The organism is Virgisporangium aurantiacum, from assembly GCF_016863635.1.
Taxonomy (GTDB): Bacteria; Actinomycetota; Actinomycetes; order Mycobacteriales; family Micromonosporaceae; genus Virgisporangium; species Virgisporangium aurantiacum.
Genome location: NZ_BOPG01000082.1, coordinates 29,045 through 44,873, shown reverse-complemented (window position 1 = coordinate 44,873; position 15,829 = coordinate 29,045). Strand labels below are relative to the sequence as shown.

Here is a 15,829-nt window from a genome sequence, read left to right as displayed (position 1 = left end):
CGCCGTTCTCCTAAGCGAGGAAGTTCTTGAGTTCGTGGACGAGCTTCTTGATGTGACCGGAGAGCACGGGAGTCCCCATGTCTTTGAACTTCTGGCGGAACCACGGGTAGACGCTCGCCTGGCCGCCGCTGCTCACCGACCCGACCGGTATCACCTTCACACCCGAGCGGTGCAGCGCCTCCATGCTGGCGAACAGCGGCTCGGGACGCCATTCGTAGAAGTCGGAGATCCAGACCAGCACGGTGTTGCGCGGGTCGGCGACCTTCGGCTGGGCGAGCGCCATCGCGACGTTCCCGTCGGTGCCGCCGCCGAGTTGCGTGCGTAGCAGCACCTCGAACGGGTCGTGCACCCACGGGGTGAGGTCGAGCGCCCGGGTGTCGTAGGCGATCAGGTGCACGTCGACCTTCGGCAGCCCGGTGAAGATGGACGCCAGGATCGTGCAGTTCACCATCGCGTCGACCATCGAGCCGCTCTGGTCGACCACCACGATCATCCGCGCCGGCGTGGTGCGCTTCGCCGTCTGCTTGTAGAACAGCTTGTCGACGTAGAGACGCTCGTCGGCGGCGTTCCAGTTGGTGAGGTTCTTCCAGATCGTGCGCTCGATGTCGAGGTTGCGGAACACCCGCTTCGGCGGGATCGACCGGTCGATGGTGCCGACGCTGCTCTGCTGCACCTGGGTGCGCAGCACCTGCGCCACCTCGTCGACGAACCGGCGGATGAGCGCCTTGGCGTTCTTCAGCGCCAGCCCGGACAGGTTGTGCTTGTCGCGCAGCAGCTGCTCGATGAGCGACATGCTCGGCGTCAACTGGGCGGCGAGCTTGTTGTCGCCCAGCACCTCGCGCAGCCGCATGCGTTTGATGAGGTCGCCCTCGATGCCGCCGAGCACCTGGCCGAGGCCCTCGTTCTTGCCCGGACCGGTGCGCAGGTGCCCCGGCTCGAACCCGAGCGCCTGCTCGAACCAGCCGGCGTCCTGCTGCCAGCGGGTCAACTGCCCGGCGCTGACGTTGCCCTGCCCGGTGTTGAAGACGTTCAGCAGCAGCTTCGAGACGAGCGCCGCCCGGCGCACCTCGTCGTTGCCGGGTACGTCATCGTCCTCTGTGGACTCGTCTTTGTGCTCCGCCAGCAGGCCGCGGAAGTCGTCGGCCAGGTCGGGGAACCGCTGCACGATCGTGTCGACCGACACCGTGGGGTCGAGCAGCGCCTGTGGAAGCTCGATGTCGTCGACGATCGCGACGCTCGCCGCCTCCAGCCCGGGCTGCTCCTCGGGGTCGAACAGCCGGGCGATCAGCCGCCAGTACAGCACCTGTCGCCTGTTGGAGTGTTCGCTCATTTGCGCAGCAACCGTCCGGCGCGTTCGCGCAGCGTGCCCACGGCGTCGTCTTTGGCGTCGGCCTTGACCACCTTCGGGTCGGGGTGACCGAGCGCCCAGTCGCCGTTGTGGTACTCGACCTCGCCCTTCTTCGTTTCGACGCGCACCGCCAGCGGCTGCACGGACCACCGGCCGCCGTCCCAACGCAGCAACCCGATGCAGGCCGACGACTTGCGCGCGAGGTCGGCGGTGACCGGCCCGGACGCGGGCAGCCGGCCGAGCGCCAGCGCAACCCCCTCGGGTGGGCCGCCGTCGCGGTGCAGCAGGTCGCCCTCGACGGTGTAGAACTCGATCAGAACGGGCTCGGCGATGCCGGCCGGATGCCGTTGCAGCGGCGGCGTCGCCGAAGCGACCGCGGTGGACAGCATCGTCTTGGCCGTGGTGAACGGATCGGCCGGCTCGGCCGGACGGGCCTTGTCGTCGTGCCAGATGAGGTCACCGCTGGGCAGCAGCGGCATGTCGGTGAGCGTCAACGAGACGCGCTTGGCGAGCGCCTGGGTGAGCATCGTGTGCTGGGTGAGCAGCTTCCACACCGCCCGACCGACGATGGTGTCGACCTTCGCCGCCGAGACGCTCGCGCGCACCAACCGCGGCCCGTCGCCGCCCTCCAGCACCCCGTGCACCTGGACCTGGACCGCGGTGGCGTGCTCGTGGATGTCGGCACCGAGCACCAGCAACCGGCCGGAAACCGGCGTGGGCTCGGGACGCTCCTGGCCGGGCTGCGACAGCAGCAACGCCCGGCACCACAGGTCGGCCCAGCGCCGCTTCGGCAGCTTCTCCATCGTGGCGATCGGGCTCGCCGCGCGCAGTTCGGCCGCGAGACCGTCGAGCAGGACGCCGAGCCGCCGCCGCGACGGCTTCTCCTTCGCGGGCAGCGCCAGCAACGCCTGCACGGTCTGCCCGACCGCCGACACCAGGTCGTGGTCGACGCCGCGCCACCCCGCGATCGCCAGCTCCCGCAGCCACGACCGGCTGCCGGCCAACAGGTTCAGGTCTTCCTCGGCTTTGTCGGCGGGAGCGGCCTCATACGGTGCGCGCTCGCGACCCAGGGCCGTGTCGACGCCGGCGACCAGCGCGTCGTGCACCGAACCGAGCAACGCCGTACGGGCCGCCGCCAACGCGACCAGGTGCTCGTCGGCGATCGACCCGGCGGTCACCTTGTCGACGGCCTCGGCCACCCGTTCACCGAGCGGCGTGACCGCGACCGCACCCGCCAGCGCGGTGAGCCCGGCCACCCGGTCCTCACCGAGCCGGGCGAGGCCGGAAACCAACGCCTCGTCGAACCCGGTGACCAGATCCAACGCGGCCGTGACGCCCGCGTCGTCGAACCCGCAGATCGCGGCCAGTTCCGTTCCACGCATTACTGCACCCCCGCCGGGAACCACTGCAACTCCGGCAACGGATCGACGCTGCCCGGCACCTCCAGGTACGCGAGGTGGTGCAGGAAGCGGCTGAACACCGTGGCAGCCAGAGCCGACTCCTGGTGCCCCTTCATGGCGCGGATGAGCTCCCAGGTACTGGCGCCCGGCTCGGCGTCGATGTTCAGGTAGCGGATGACGCGCTCGGACCCGTACTGCAACACTGCCTCATCGAGCAACGTCTGCAGGTGCTTGCACGGCGAGCCGCGCAGGCCGCCGCACGGCCGGTTGTTGTTGGTGCTGCAGCTGTAGACGTGCGTCTTCGCCGCGAACGACGAGACGTAGACGCGCTCGATGTCTGACCCGCTCGACACCACGCCCTGCAGGCGACCGTCGGCAAGCTCGACGAACGGAGCCTTCGCCAACTTCCGTGGCTGGACAGGCGGAACGACAGGCACCGAGCTGAGTTGTTCCCATGGATCCATGCGACCTCCAAAGGCGAGTCGCAAGATTTCTATCGCATGGGTGCGACACTTCTGAACCCGGCACCACATGATCGGCCGGCCGCACCACACGGCCGGCTCTTCCTTTGGCGCTCGCTCCGCTCGCGCGGGCCCCGGGGCCTCTGAGGCGCCGCCTTCCCTCGTCGCTCCGGTCGCTGCGCTCCCTACGCTCCTCAGTCCAGGCGACGCCGGCCCCGGGGCCGATCAAAAATTTACAGTGCTGCGGTGAGGCGGTCGGCGAGCAGGCGGGTGAACTTCGCCGGGTCCTTCAGGTCACCGCCCTCGGCCAGCAGCGCCATGCCGTGCAGCAACTCCGCGGTCTCCGTGAGCGCCGGGTTCTCCGCGTTGGCGGCGTGCGCCTCCCGCAGTCCCTTGACCAGCGGGTGACCCGGGTTGAGCTCCAGGATCCGCTTGGTGTGCGGCACCTCCTGGCCCATCGCCCGGTACATCTTCTCCAGCGTCGGGGTCATGTCGTGCTCGTCGCCCACGACGCACGCCGGCGACGTGGTCAGCCGCGACGACAGCCGCACCTCCTTGACCTCGTCGGCCAGCGCAGCGGTGATCCAGGGCAGGAAGTCGGCGAACTCCTCCTTCGCCGACTCGGCCTCCTCGGGCGAGCCGAGGTCGACCTGGCCCTTCGCGATGGACTGCAACGGCTTGCCGTCGAACTCGGTGACCCGCTCGACCCACACCTCGTCGACCGGGTCGGTGAGGATCAGCACCTCGTAGCCCTTGGCCCTGAACGCTTCCAGGTGCGGCGAGTTCTCGATCATCGAGCGGGACTCGCCGGTGACGTAGTAGATGTCCTTCTGGCCGTCCTTCATCCGCTCGACGTACTGGGCGAGCGTCGTGAGCTCGGCGGGGTCGTTCGTCGAGGCCACCGAGAGGACGCCCAACAGAGCGTCCTGGTTCTCGGAGTCTTCGAGGAAGCCCTCCTTGATGGCCCGGCCGAACTCCGTCCAGACCGTCTTGTACTTCTCGGCGTCGTTCGCCTGCAGGTCCTTGATGGTCGACAGCACCTTCTTCACCAGGCGCCGGCGCACCACCTGGATCTGGCGGTCGTGCTGCAGGATCTCGCGGGAGATGTTCAGCGACAGGTCGTGCGCGTCGACGACACCCTTGATGAAGCGCAGGTAGCTCGGCATTAGCGCTTCGCAGTCGTCCATGATGAAGACGCGCTTCACGTACAGCTGCACGCCGCGCTTGCCGTCGCGCATGTGCAGGTCGAACGGCGCCCGCGCCGGAATGAACAGCAGCGCCTCGTACTCGAAGACACCCTCACCCTTCATGTGGATGGTTTCGAGCGGATCGGTCCAGTCGTGGCTGATGTGCTTGTAGAACTCGTTGTACTCGGCCGGCTCGACCTCGCTGCGGGGCCGCGCCCACAACGCCTTCATCGAGTTCAACGGCTCGTCGGCACCGGACAGGCGGATGGGGTGCGCGATGAAGTCGGAGTACTTCTTGACGATCTCGCGGATCTTCCAATCCGCGGTGTAGTCGAAGAGGTGGTCGTCCTTGTCCTCCGGCTTCAGGTGGACGGTCACCGCGGTGCCCTGCGGCGCGTCCTCGATCGTCTCGATGACGTACGTGCCCTCGCCTTCGGACGCCCACCGGGTGCCCTCGGCCTCGCCGGCCCGCCGCGTGACCAGTTCCACCTTCGTGGCCACCATGAAGGTCGAGTAGAAGCCGACGCCGAACTGCCCGATGAAGTCCTGCGTGGTCTCCTTCGACTCCTTCAGCTTGCGCAGCAGTTCGGCGGTGCCCGACTTCGCGATCGTGCCGATCAGCTCGACCACGTCGTCACGCGTCATGCCGATGCCGTTGTCGCGCACCGTCAGCGTGCGTGCCTCGGTGTCGACGTCGATCGTGATGTGCAGATCCGACGTGTCCACGTCGAGATCCTTGTCGCGCATCGACTCCAGCCGTAGCTTGTCGAGCGCGTCGGAGGCGTTGGAGATCAGCTCACGCAGAAAGATGTCCTTGTTCGAATAGATCGAGTGGACCATCAACTGCAGCAGCTGGCGCGCCTCAGCCTGAAATTCGAGCGTCTCCTGGTTACTCACGCGAACCACAATACGAAACGTGTCCGATCACGTACGGCCGCACCGGCCCGGGAGCGACGCTACCGGTAACCTGGCCGGTCATGGGTGACCGCCGTAAGGCCACGCCGTACGAGCATGCCCTCGGTGTCGTGTCCGTCGCGTCCTCGCCGGCGGTGCTCGGCGACCGGGCGTTGGCCGCGACGTACGCCAAGGATCTTGCCAACGGTCTCGGCCTGCCGGGCGGCGGCGCGGTGGTCGACCGGGCGGTGCTCGCGACCCTGTCCGACGTGGTCCACGCGCTGTGGCAGCAGGGCTGGCAGCCCGCCGATCTTGCCCGGTTCACGCGTCGCGAGCACGGGCCGGCGGCGGCGAGCATCGTCGACGACGTGGTCGCGTTCCGGATGCGCGACTACCCGGCCGCGGTCGTCGACCCGCGCTGGGCGGCTCAGGTGCCCGACCTGTGGTGGGACCCGGATCAGGACTGGGTCGACCGCTGGGCCGACCGGCGCGGTGTCGACCGGGCCGCGGCCATCGGGACCGCTCTGCACGTCGTCGGCATGCTGCGCCGCCTCTCGCCGCTGCCCGTGCTGATCCCACCGCCCGGCAGCGCGCAGGCCGCCGCCGATCCCCGGGTGCGCGGTGGCCGGCCCGCGGACCCCCACGTGAGCACGCGGGCGCTCGAACGCATCCGTGCCCTGCTCGCCAAGGCGGAGTCGACGACGTTCCCGGAGGAGGCCGAGACCTACACGGCCAAGGCGCAGGAGCTGATGGCCCGGCACAGCATCGACGCCGCCCTGGTCGCCGCCGCCGCCCGCTCGTCGACGTCCTCCGAACCGGCCGGTGTGCGCATCGGCGTCGAGGCGCCGTACGAGATGGCCAAGTCGATGCTGCTCGACCGGGTGGCGCGGGCCAACCGGTGCCGGTCGGTGTGGTCGAAGGCCCTCGGCGCGTGCACCGTGTTCGGCTTCCCCACCGACCTGGAACTGGTGGAGTTGCTCTTCACGTCGCTGCTCGTGCAGGCCACCACTGCGCTGGCGGCGGAAGGCTCCCGCCGCGACCGGCACGGCCGCTCCAGCACCCGCTCGTTCCGGCTGGCATTCCTGACCGCCTACGCCACCCGCATCGGCGAACGCCTGGCCGGCGCCTCCGACCGGGCCGGCCGCGAGGCGGCAGCTGAGCTGGGCGGATCGCTGCTGCCGGTGCTGGCGGCGCGCGACGAGGCGGTGCAGGAGAGCTTCCGGGCCGCGTTCCCTCATCTGGTGTACCGCGAGGTGACCGTCAGCAACGCCGAAGGCTACCGCTCCGGCCGCGCAGCCGCCGACCGCGCCCACCTGAACCCCCGCCGCGAACTGGCGTAGGACCGCAACAATGCGGTTGTTCACCCGTGTCGGGGCACGGGTGAATCACCGCGTTGTTGCGGTAGCGGGCATCCCGGCCCGCAACTGCGAGGATGACCCACCCAGCCGGCGGATCGCAGCACCGTTGCCACCTCACCGGCGACGACGCACGGGCGCCGGGTTACGTCGGCGAGGCCGTAACGGAGGACCTTCGCACCGCTCAACACCGCCGCGTTGTCCCGCCGATGGTCACGAAACACCCGCTCACCCGCGTGCGCGGCTCTTCCGTCGAGTTCCACCAGCACTCCGAAGTCGATGTAGGCGACGTCGTCGTACCAGGACCCGCGCCTTCGTTGCCGACAGCCGTGGGGCAATCGATGGGCGCGTTCCACCGCACGGGCGTACCGCAGTTCGAGCATCGAATGGCAACCATCTGCCACATCGGAGAGTGCGTTGGTCAGCTCTCGCCGCCATCGCACGCGGTGCCGGGCCGTCAGCGCCTCCAACAGGCGCGTCGCCGTTGTCCGTCGAGACGCGACCGCCTTCACGAGCCAGCCAATCGCCGAATCGAGGTCGGGGCTCGTCTGGGTGAGGTCGAGGACGGTTTCCTCCAGTTTTGTACGTGGCGGTTCGAGAACCGGGTGCCGCAATCGCTCCACGTTCCTGGACCGGTGGAGCACGATCCCCGGGCGGGCGCGGACGCTTCGCCCGACCGGAATCGAGATGTGGACCACCTCGGCCGGCTCGCTGACCAATTTATGCAGTTCGGCGGCTGTTTCGTGACTCAGCACGGCACCTGTCCCCGCGAACAGGACGGCGGCCCACAACTGCGCCTCCCGGCCCACCGGCCCGCTGAAGGTGGCCAGGACACCCGGATAGACGCGTTGCCAGCGGGCGGCACCGACCTGGGCATCGATCGCCTCGTCGGTGAGGCCAGCGGCGAGAGCCTGCCGGCGGGTGAGGATGCCAGCCTGTTGATCCCACACGGGAGTCGAGGATCGGCCACTGCCCACAGCCCCGAAAGGCCCTGTGGACAACCCGGTGGTTATCCACAGGGAGTTGAAGTGCGTACCAAGTGGCCCGGCCCGCCCGGGCACCGGCGCAGAATCAGACGCATGAAGCTGGGAGTGCACTACTGGAACTACACGACCCCCGCCGACCCGGCCGCGATCGCGCCGACGCTGGCTGAGACGGCGCGGATCGTCGAGGAGGCGGGCGCGTCCTCGTTCACGGTGATGGACCACTTCTTCCAGATGGAAGGCATGGCCGACGTCGACGAGCCGATGCTCGAGGGGTACACGACCCTCGGCTACGTGGCCGCCAAGACCGAGCGGATGACGCTCGGCCTCATGGTGACCGGCGTGATGTACCGGCACCCGGGCCTGCTGGCCAAGATTGTCACCACGCTCGACATCCTGTCGCAGGGACGGGCGCGGCTGGGCATCGGCGCCTCCTGGTACGAGCGGGAGCAGCGCGGGCTCGGCGTGCCGGTGGTACCGGTGGCGGAGCGGTTCGAGCGGCTGGAGGAGACGCTCCAGATCTGCCTGCAGATGTGGAGCGACGACAACGGGCCCTACAAGGGGCGGCACTACGACCTCGCGGAGACCCGCAACTCGCCGCAGAACATCAGGAAGCCGAAGATCCTGATCGGTGGGGGCGGCGAGAAGAAGACGCTGCGGCTGGTGGCCAAGTATGCCGACGCGTGCAACGTGTTCGGTGGGCTCGACACCGCCGACGTGGCGCACAAGTTCGACGTTCTCCGCAGCCACTGCGAGGCCGAGGGCCGCGACTACGACAGCATCGAGAAGACCGTGCTGGTGACCCAACCGGCCCTGCTCGATACCGACGCGTGGCTCGCCGCAGCCGAGGCGTACGCGCGACTGGGCGTGAAAGAACTGCAGACGATGCCCGACCGGCACCCGGTCGAGTTCGCCACCGGCATCGCCGAACAGGTGATGCCGCGCCTCACCGGGATCGGACCTGTATGAAACCTATCGGGTGGGCGTGACACCGTCCGTTAGGTTGGTTTCAGAGCCGACCCGGAGCTAGTAACGGGGGTGGTCGGCTCCTGCGGGAGGTTGGCCAACCTGTCCCTGACCTTGACCGCCGCCGGGTGGCCGAGGTCGTCGAGAATCGTGGCGGCGCGCCGCCACACAGTTTCGGCGGCGGCGACGTCGCCGGTGTCGGCGTACACGGCGCCCAGGTTCTCCAGGGTCGACGCCTCCTCGTAGCGGTCGCCCGCCCCGCGGAAACTGGCCAACGCCTGCTCGAAGCTCGCCACCGCCTCCGCGTGCCGCCCGAGTTGGTGCTGCACGAATCCGAGGCTGTCCCACGCGTGCGCCGCGTCGACGTGGTTGTCGCCGGCGCGGTGCAGGTCGAGCGCGCCGGTGCAGAACGTCAACGCCGACTCGAACTCGCCGCGCTGGGCGTGGATCCAGCCGATCGCGTTCAGGGTGCGGGCCTCGCCGTTGCGGTGCCCGACCTCGCGGTACAGCTCCCGGGCCACCTCGGCGTACGACAGCGCCCGGTCGAGCTCGCCGACCGAGTGGTTCAGCTGCGCCAGCGTGCCCTGCGTGTGCGCCCGCTCCAACCGGTCGCCGACCTCCTCGAACAGGTCGGCCGTGGTGCGGAGCTCGTCGCTGGCCTCGGCGATGCGTCCCAGCTTCACGTACATCCCGGCGAGCGACCGCCGCAGCCGGGCCTCCGCGCTCCGGTCTCCGGCGGCGCGCGCGGCTCCCAGCGCGGCCCGCAACGCGTCGACCGCCTCCGGCAGGTAGCCCTGCCGGTAGAAGAACACATACATGGCCAGCGCCAGATTCCACGCGGCGGGCGGCGGCCCGTTGCGCGCCGCGGTGCGCACGGCGTCGACAAGCAGTGGACGCTCGGCAGCGAACCACCGCAGCGCGTCTGCGGCGTCGGCGAGGGCCGGTGGCACCGCACCGGGCAGCAGATCGGGCAACGGGTCGTGGCCGCGCCGGCTGTGCAGCAGCCGCGATCCGGCGTCGGCCATGTGCGTGTAGTGGTCGACCAGGCGCCGCAGGGCCGGCTCCGCCTCACCGGCGCCAACGAGCTCCCGGGCGTACGCGCGGAGCAGGTCGTGCAGCCCGTACCGGCCGCCCGGCAGCGCCACGACGAGGTTCGCCGCCACCAGCTCGGCCAGCGCCTCCTTCGCCTGCTCGACCGGGTAGCCGGCGAGGCTGGCCACCGCCGGCAGCCCGATGTCGGGACCCGGGGTGACGCCGAGCAGCCGGAACACCCGGGCCGGCGCCGGGTCGAGCGCGCGGTACGAGCAGGAGAACACCGAGCGGAGGTCGGTGGCCGGGTCGGCCTGCTTGAACGGGGCGAGGCTGGCCGCGCGCAGCTCCGCCGCGATGTCGGAGAGCGACAGGTCGGCCCGCAGCGCGGCGCGGGCCGCCACCACCGCGAGCGCCAGCGGCAGCCGGGCGCACCGGGTGACGATCTCCTCGGCGGCCTCCGGTTCGGCCGCCAGCCGCCGGGCACCGATCCGCCGCACCAGCAACGCGTTCGCCTCGTGCGGCGGTAGCACGTCGAGCATCACGGGCACGGCGCCCTCGGTAACGACCAGGCCGGTCAGGTCGCCCCGGCCGGTGATCACGGCCAGGCACGACGGGGTACCCGGCAACAGCGGACGCACCTGCTCCGCGTCGCGGGCGTTGTCGAGCAGCACCAGCAGGCGCCGGTCGGCCAGCAGGCTGCGGTACAGGGCGGCCCGCTCGGCGAGGTCGCGCGGGACCCGCTCGGGCGCGACGCCCAGCGCGTCGAGGAACCCGTGCAGCGCCTCGGCCGCGCCCAGCGGCGGACCGCTCGGGTCGAACCCGCGCAGGTTCACGTACAGCTGGCCGTGGGGAAACGTGTCGCGGACGCGGTGCGCCCAGTGCACCGCCAACGCCGTCTTCCCGACGCCGGCCGTGCCGGCGATCGTGGTGATGAGCACCGCGCTCGCGCCCGCGTTCCGGGAGGTGGCCAGCGCCTCGTCGAGTTGCCGCAGCTGACCGGCCCGGCCGGTGAACGCGGGCAGGTCACCGGGCAGTTGCGCGGGCGTCACCGGAGCCGGGGGCGGGGCCGCACCGGCGGCCGGCACCGGTTCGGCAGCGGACTCGGCCGAGGACGTGGCCGTGAGGATCTCGCGCTGCGCCGACCGCAGCGCCGGCCCGGGCTCGACGCCCAACTGCTCGACCAGCGCCGCCCGCGCGTCGGTGTAGACCCGCAGCGCCGCCGCGACGTCGCCCTGCTGGTGCAGCGCCCGCATCAGCAGCGCCTGCGCCCGCTCGCGCAGCGGATGCGCGGTGACGAGCTCGCGCAGCGCGGGCAACACCGCGGCCGCGGCACCCAGATCGACCCGCACGTCGGCCAGCTCCTCGATCGCGGCGAGATGCGCCTCGTCGAGCGCCGACGCGTACGTGCGCAGCCGGGCACCGACCGCGATCCCGGCCAGCGCCGAGCCCCGCCAGAGGCGGCCGGCCTCCTCCAGCAGCCGCGCGCAGCCGGCCAGGTCGCCGCCGGCGCGCGCGTCGCCGGCCCGTTGCCGCAGGTCGTCGAAGACCAGCGCGTCGCAGCCGGCCGGGCCGACCGTGAGCTGGTAACCGTCGCCGCTGCGGCGCAGCACGTCGGGCGCGCCGGCCGCCGCGAACTCCCGGCGCAGGTTGGCGGCGTAGGTGCGCACGTTGGCCACCGCGGACTCGGGCGGGTCGGCCGGCCACACCTCGTCGATCAGGTCGTCGAGCCCGACGGCCAGGTTGGCGCGGGCGATCAGGAGGGCGAGGACGGTGCGTTGCTTCTTGGCGCCGAGCGACACGGGCTCACCGTCGCGGAAAACCCGCAGCGGGCCGAGCACCGTGAACGTGAGCACCGCTTATCTGACCAAACGGTGCCGCCCGTTGTCGAGTGACCTCAGTACGGGGCGAATCCGTACAGATGGGCGGCGAGATCGGCGGGAACCGTCCACAGCGCGTGCGGGAGTACGGCGTTTCCGCCGGTGTACGTCAGCCGCAGGAGCGGACCGTGGTCGAGCGCCACCTTCGGCTTGCGGGCGGTGCCCAGGCCGCCGAGCCCGAACAGCACCACCGGGTCGCGCGTGGTGAGGCCGTGCCGGGTGCGCTCGTCGTGCCAGGTCCGGTACGCCTCGGCCAGCCGCCACGGCGCCAGGTCGGTCAACCCGGTGTACAGGTTGGCGACCCAGGTGCCGGTGACCTCGGCCCGGTAGCTGCGGTGCGGCACGCCGTTGAGGATCCGCACCAGGTCGGGCTCGACCGCCACGCCCGCGGCGGCGAACGCGTCGGGCCAGGCCGAGCGGCCGACGGCCGCCATGACGGGAGCCGCGTCGTCGGGCCGGGCGACCTGCCAGCGCTCGGTTCTGGCGGCACCGGCGTGGTCGCGGTGCCACAGCCACGGCGTCAGGTCCCAGCGGTGCGGCTGGTTGGCCGAGATCAGGTCGGCGGCGCCGACCACCAGCCCGTCCTTGCCGGCGCGGGCGGTGAGCCACCGGGTGCGGACGTGCGGCCGGATGGCCGGGTCGCGCGCCAGCGCCACCACCACGCTGCGGAAATACCGGCCGCTACGGTCGCGCGGGAAGTGGAAGCACAGCGCCGCCGGATCGATGGCCGCCGCGGCCTCCACCAGGTTCGGCGGCAGGTCGGTGATCCGCACCTCGGCCGCGTCGGCGGCCGTCGTGCGGTGTTCGAACCGGCGACGCTCGCGGCGCAGGCGGGCCTTCGGGTCCTCCACCGGCGGCACGACCGTGAACAGGCCGGCCCGCCGGTGCCAGAGGATCAGTTCGTCGGCCGCCGCGCGGGGCTGCTCGAACAGCCGGAAGACCACGATGGGACGCGGGCCGTGCCCGCCGAGCCCGTCGTCGTTCTCCCGGATCTGCACCTCGTACACCAGCTCGCCGGGCGAGTTCAGGTCGTACCCGGTGCGTGGGTCGCGGGCAAACCCGGTGCCGGCCCCGCCCGCCCCGGTGCTGCGGCGCTGGCCGCGCACGGCGGTGACCACGGCGTCCCATGAGTCGTCGTCGGCCGTGCACCGCAGCGCGGCGACCGGTGCCTGCGGCGCTCCCGTCGCGTCGGGCGCCGTCGGCCGGAACACGCCGACGCGCACCGGCACCCCGGCCTCCGCACACAGCTTCGCCACCGGCTCGAGTACTCGCGCGTGTACGTCGTCAGTGCGCACGTCGAAATTGTCGCGGCAAGGACCGCCGCCCGTATAGTGGTCTCTTGATGGCACTGCGGCTCCGACGACGTTGATCGGGCTCGCACCCGCTCCCAGTAGTTGAGGGCAGGGTGTGGCCCCTATTTCGCGTCCTCGGAACCTTTCTCTTTTCTCGGAGTCTCTCCATGCCGCTGCCATCGCTGTCGTCGCTGCTCGCCGCCCGGGTCACCGACGCCCTTCCCGACCATGACTTCGACCCGCAGGTACGGCGGTCGGAGCACGCCGACTTCCAGGCCAACGGGATGCTCGCGCTGGGCCGGTCGCTCGGCCGGAGTCCGCGTGAGCTCGCCACCACCGTCGCCGCGGCGCTGCCCGCCGACGTGGCGCCGACCGTCGCCGGGCCCGGCTTCATCAACCTGACGCTCACCGACAACGCGCTGCTCACCCAGGCCGCCGGGCGGCTCGCCGACCCCCGGCTGGGCGTGCCGCTACCGGAGACGGGCCGGGTCACGGTGATCGACTACTCGCAGCCGAACATCGCCAAGGAGATGCACGTCGGTCACCTCCGGTCGACGATCATCGGCGACGCGCTGGCGCGGGTCCTGACCCGGCTCGGCGGCACGGTGCTGCGGCAGAACCACATCGGTGACTGGGGCACCCAGTTCGGGATGCTGATCGAGTACATGTCCACGTCGCCGGCCGCGCCGGCCTCGTCGGGCGGGATCTCGCGGTTGGCCGGGCTGTACCGCGACGCGCGGGCGGCGTTCGAGGCCGATCCGGGCTTCGCCGCCCGGTCGCGGCGACGGGTGGTCGCGCTTCAGGCGGGGGACGCGGAGACGGTGGCCGCGTGGCACGACATCGTCGACGAGTCGACGCGGTACTTCACCGACGTGTACGACCGGCTCGGCGTGCTCCTGGAACCGGCCGACGTGGTGGGCGAGAGCTTCTACAACCCGCGGTTGCCGGCGGTGGTCGACGACCTGCTGGCCGCGGGCGTCGCGGTGCACAGCGACGGCGCGGTGTGCGTCTTCTTCGACGACGTGCGCGGCCCGGACGGCGAGCCCGTCCCGCTGCTCGTGCGCAAGAGCGACGGGGGGTTCGGGTACGCGGCCACCGACCTGGCCGCGGTGCGGCACCGGGTCACCGCGCTGCGCGCCGACCGGGTGCTGTACGTGGTCGACGCGCGGCAGGCCCTGCATTTCCGGATGGTGTTCGACACCGCCCGGCGGGCCGGCTGGATCCCCGCCGGCGTCACCGTGACCCACGTGCCGTTCGGCCTGATGCTCGGCTCCGACGGCAAACCGTTCCGGACCAGGTACGGCGGAACCGCTCGGCTGACCGACCTCGTCGACGACGCCGTCGCCGGCGCCCGGGAGGTCGTGGCGGCCAAGAACCCGGCGCTGGACGCCGCGACCGTCGACGAGCGGGCCCGGGAGGTGGGCGTCGGCGCGCTCAAGTACGCCGACCTCGCCACCAACCGCGCCCGCGACTACGTCTACGACCCGGCCCGGATGCTCTCGCTGACCGGCAACACCAGCGTCTACCTGCAGTTCGCCCACGCGCGGGCGCGGTCGATCCTGGCCAGGGCCGGTGCCGACGGCGAGATCGACACCGGCCTACCGCTCGAACCCGCCGAACGGGCGCTGATCCTCGACCTCGACGCGTTCGGCGACGTGGTGGCCGAGGTGGGCGCGACGCTGGAGCCGCACCGGCTGTGCGGATACCTGTTCCGGCTGGCGCAAAGCCTCACGACGTTCCTCGAAACGTGTCCGGTGCTCAGGGCTCCTTCGCCGGTACGGGAGAACCGGCTGGCGCTGTGTCGGCTGGCGGCGGAGACGATGCGTGCCGGGCTGGACCTGTCGGGGATCGCGTCGCCCGACCGGCTCTGAGGATCCAGGCGGCGACGAGCAGGTACGGGGCGCACAGGAGCACGAACGCGCCCGAGTGCCCCGTCGCGCTCGCCAGCGCCGCGTAGCAGGCGTAGACGGCGATCGTGCCGACGTCGGTGGTCATGCCGGCGAGCGACGTGACGGTGGCCCGGGCCGGACCGGTGATGGAGTGCTGGAGACGCACGTCGGCCAGCACGGTGGCGAGCTGGAACCCGCCGAACGCCACCGCCACCAGCACCATGCCCGCCGGGTGCCGCACCAGCGCGCCCGCCGCCAACGCCGCGGCCGAGCCCACCAGCAGCGCGACGAACCCGGTGCGACCGAGCCGCTCGGCCCGCCCGGCGAACAGACCACCGACGGCCACCCCCGACCAGATCAGCAGTTCGAACAACGGGACGCCCGCCACCGGCACTCCGGTGCCGAGGATGAGCAGCGGGGTGTACTCCTCCAGCGAGCCCCAGATCGCGGCGACCACGGCGACCACGAGCACCGCGGCCCGCACCGACGGGACGCGGCGCACCTCACCGAGCCCCGCCCGGAGCGACTGCGTGACGGCGACGTGCTCCTCGTCGTCCAGAATGGGTTTTCTGTGCTCGGGGAACGCGGCCGCGACGCCCGCGGTGAGCCCGCCCACGACGGCGCTGGCCACGCCGACCGCCGGGTAGCCGCCGACCGCGAGCACCGGCGCGGCGAACGCCATCGCGAGCACCACGCCGATCGTTCCGGCGGCCGACGCCCGACCCATGATCGTGGCGTAGCGGTCGGCCGCGCCGGCGCGCTCGAGTTCCTCGTAGACGAGGGCCTCCAGGGCGCCCGAGGCCAGCGCACCCTTCAGGCCCCAGAGCAGGAAGCCGAGCGCGAACACCCAGTACGTCGGGAAGATCGCCCACGACACGAACGTGACGGCCGTGAACAGCGGCCCGACGATGAGCAGCAGGCGGCGGGACACGGCATCGGCCCAGGCGCCGGACGGCACCTCCAGCACGAGGCTGCTCCCCGCCCAGATGACGAACAGCGACGTGATCTGCCAGACGGAGAGCCCGGTGTCGGCGAAGAGCAACGCGTACACCGGGTACAGCAGAACGAGATCGTCGAGAAACGAGTACGCGTACAGAACGGCGGCGATGCGCCGGGCAGACGTGATCATGAAACCTTCCCACGGG

General features: G+C 71.3%; 11 protein-coding genes. 3 read left to right on the top strand and 8 right to left on the bottom strand.

All coding sequences use genetic code 11. The annotated features are described in order from the left end of the window. Positions 1-10: 10 nt before the first annotated feature. The 4 genes from Vau01_RS51005 to htpG all read right to left on the bottom strand — a co-directional run bounded on the left by Vau01_RS51005 (position 11) and on the right by htpG (position 5,236). Positions 11-1,330 carry a vWA domain-containing protein gene (locus Vau01_RS51005; RefSeq protein ID WP_204008536.1) on the bottom strand — a complete coding sequence of 440 codons (1,320 nt, stop codon included), beginning with the start codon at positions 1,328-1,330 and terminating at the stop codon, positions 11-13. Beyond that, the gene (locus tag Vau01_RS51000; RefSeq protein ID WP_204008534.1) at positions 1,327-2,730 is read right to left on the bottom strand and encodes a hypothetical protein; all 1,404 of its coding nucleotides are present in this window, start codon (positions 2,728-2,730) and stop codon (positions 1,327-1,329) included. The genes Vau01_RS51005 and Vau01_RS51000 overlap by 4 nt, the downstream gene beginning before the upstream one ends. Then, positions 2,730-3,212 (bottom strand): hypothetical protein, encoded by a 483-nt coding sequence (locus Vau01_RS50995; RefSeq protein ID WP_204008532.1) that lies wholly within the window; start codon positions 3,210-3,212, stop codon positions 2,730-2,732. Before Vau01_RS50995 ends, Vau01_RS51000 begins: the two co-directional genes overlap by 1 nt. A 230-nt stretch (positions 3,213-3,442) precedes the next feature. Next, entirely contained in the window at positions 3,443-5,236 is a 1,794-nt protein-coding gene (gene htpG / locus Vau01_RS50990) for a molecular chaperone HtpG (RefSeq protein WP_239152627.1), read from the bottom strand. A 137-nt stretch (positions 5,237-5,373) separates the two neighbouring features. Here htpG and Vau01_RS50985 point away from each other — a divergent pair, with 137 nt between their 5' ends. Beyond that, the gene (locus Vau01_RS50985) at positions 5,374-6,630 is read left to right on the top strand and encodes a DUF2786 domain-containing protein (protein WP_204008528.1); all 1,257 of its coding nucleotides are present in this window, start codon (positions 5,374-5,376) and stop codon (positions 6,628-6,630) included. Between the two features lie 20 nt (positions 6,631-6,650). Here Vau01_RS50985 and Vau01_RS50980 read toward each other — a convergent pair whose 3' ends face one another. Then, positions 6,651-7,595 (bottom strand): PDDEXK family nuclease, encoded by a 945-nt coding sequence (locus Vau01_RS50980; RefSeq protein WP_204008527.1) that lies wholly within the window; start codon positions 7,593-7,595, stop codon positions 6,651-6,653. 129 nt (positions 7,596-7,724) lie between these two features. Between Vau01_RS50980 and Vau01_RS50975 the strand changes: the two genes are divergently transcribed. After that, positions 7,725-8,597 (top strand): LLM class F420-dependent oxidoreductase, encoded by an 873-nt coding sequence (locus Vau01_RS50975; protein ID WP_204008525.1) that lies wholly within the window; start codon positions 7,725-7,727, stop codon positions 8,595-8,597. 29 nt (positions 8,598-8,626) lie between these two features. Here the strand turns inward: Vau01_RS50975 and Vau01_RS50970 are convergent, their stop codons facing one another. Continuing rightward, a complete protein-coding gene (locus Vau01_RS50970) occupies positions 8,627-11,479 on the bottom strand; it encodes an AfsR/SARP family transcriptional regulator (RefSeq protein WP_204008523.1) in 2,853 nt (950 codons plus the stop codon). 41 nt (positions 11,480-11,520) lie between these two features. Further along, entirely contained in the window at positions 11,521-12,798 is a 1,278-nt protein-coding gene (locus Vau01_RS50965; protein WP_204008521.1) for a hypothetical protein, read from the bottom strand. Between the two features lie 164 nt (positions 12,799-12,962). On the opposite strand from Vau01_RS50965, the gene argS reads away from it, so the two are divergent. Further along, the gene (argS, locus tag Vau01_RS50960; RefSeq protein ID WP_204008520.1) at positions 12,963-14,666 is read left to right on the top strand and encodes an arginine--tRNA ligase; all 1,704 of its coding nucleotides are present in this window, start codon (positions 12,963-12,965) and stop codon (positions 14,664-14,666) included. On the opposite strand, the gene Vau01_RS50955 is transcribed toward argS, so the two are convergent. Beyond that, positions 14,554-15,813 carry an MFS transporter gene (locus tag Vau01_RS50955; protein ID WP_204008518.1) on the bottom strand — a complete coding sequence of 420 codons (1,260 nt, stop codon included), beginning with the start codon at positions 15,811-15,813 and terminating at the stop codon, positions 14,554-14,556. The two genes, argS and Vau01_RS50955, sit on opposite strands and share 113 nt — an antisense overlap. Positions 15,814-15,829: the final 16 nt, after the last annotated feature.

Bases quoted from the DNA above. Each gene is read 5' to 3' on its own strand.
- Vau01_RS51005 (WP_204008536.1), bottom strand. From the start codon at position 1,330: ATGAGCGAACACTCCAACAGGCGACAGGTGCTGTACTGGCGGCTGATC.
- Vau01_RS51000 (WP_204008534.1), bottom strand. From the start codon at position 2,730: ATGCGTGGAACGGAACTGGCCGCGATCTGCGGGTTCGACGACGCGGGC.
- Vau01_RS50995 (WP_204008532.1), bottom strand. From the start codon at position 3,212: ATGGATCCATGGGAACAACTCAGCTCGGTGCCTGTCGTTCCGCCTGTC.
- htpG (WP_239152627.1), bottom strand. From the start codon at position 5,236: ATGGTCCACTCGATCTATTCGAACAAGGACATCTTTCTGCGTGAGCTG.
- Vau01_RS50985 (WP_204008528.1), top strand. From the start codon at position 5,374: ATGGGTGACCGCCGTAAGGCCACGCCGTACGAGCATGCCCTCGGTGTC.
- Vau01_RS50975 (WP_204008525.1), top strand. From the start codon at position 7,725: ATGAAGCTGGGAGTGCACTACTGGAACTACACGACCCCCGCCGACCCG.
- argS (WP_204008520.1), top strand. From the start codon at position 12,963: ATGCCGCTGCCATCGCTGTCGTCGCTGCTCGCCGCCCGGGTCACCGAC.
- Vau01_RS50955 (WP_204008518.1), bottom strand. From the start codon at position 15,813: ATGATCACGTCTGCCCGGCGCATCGCCGCCGTTCTGTACGCGTACTCG.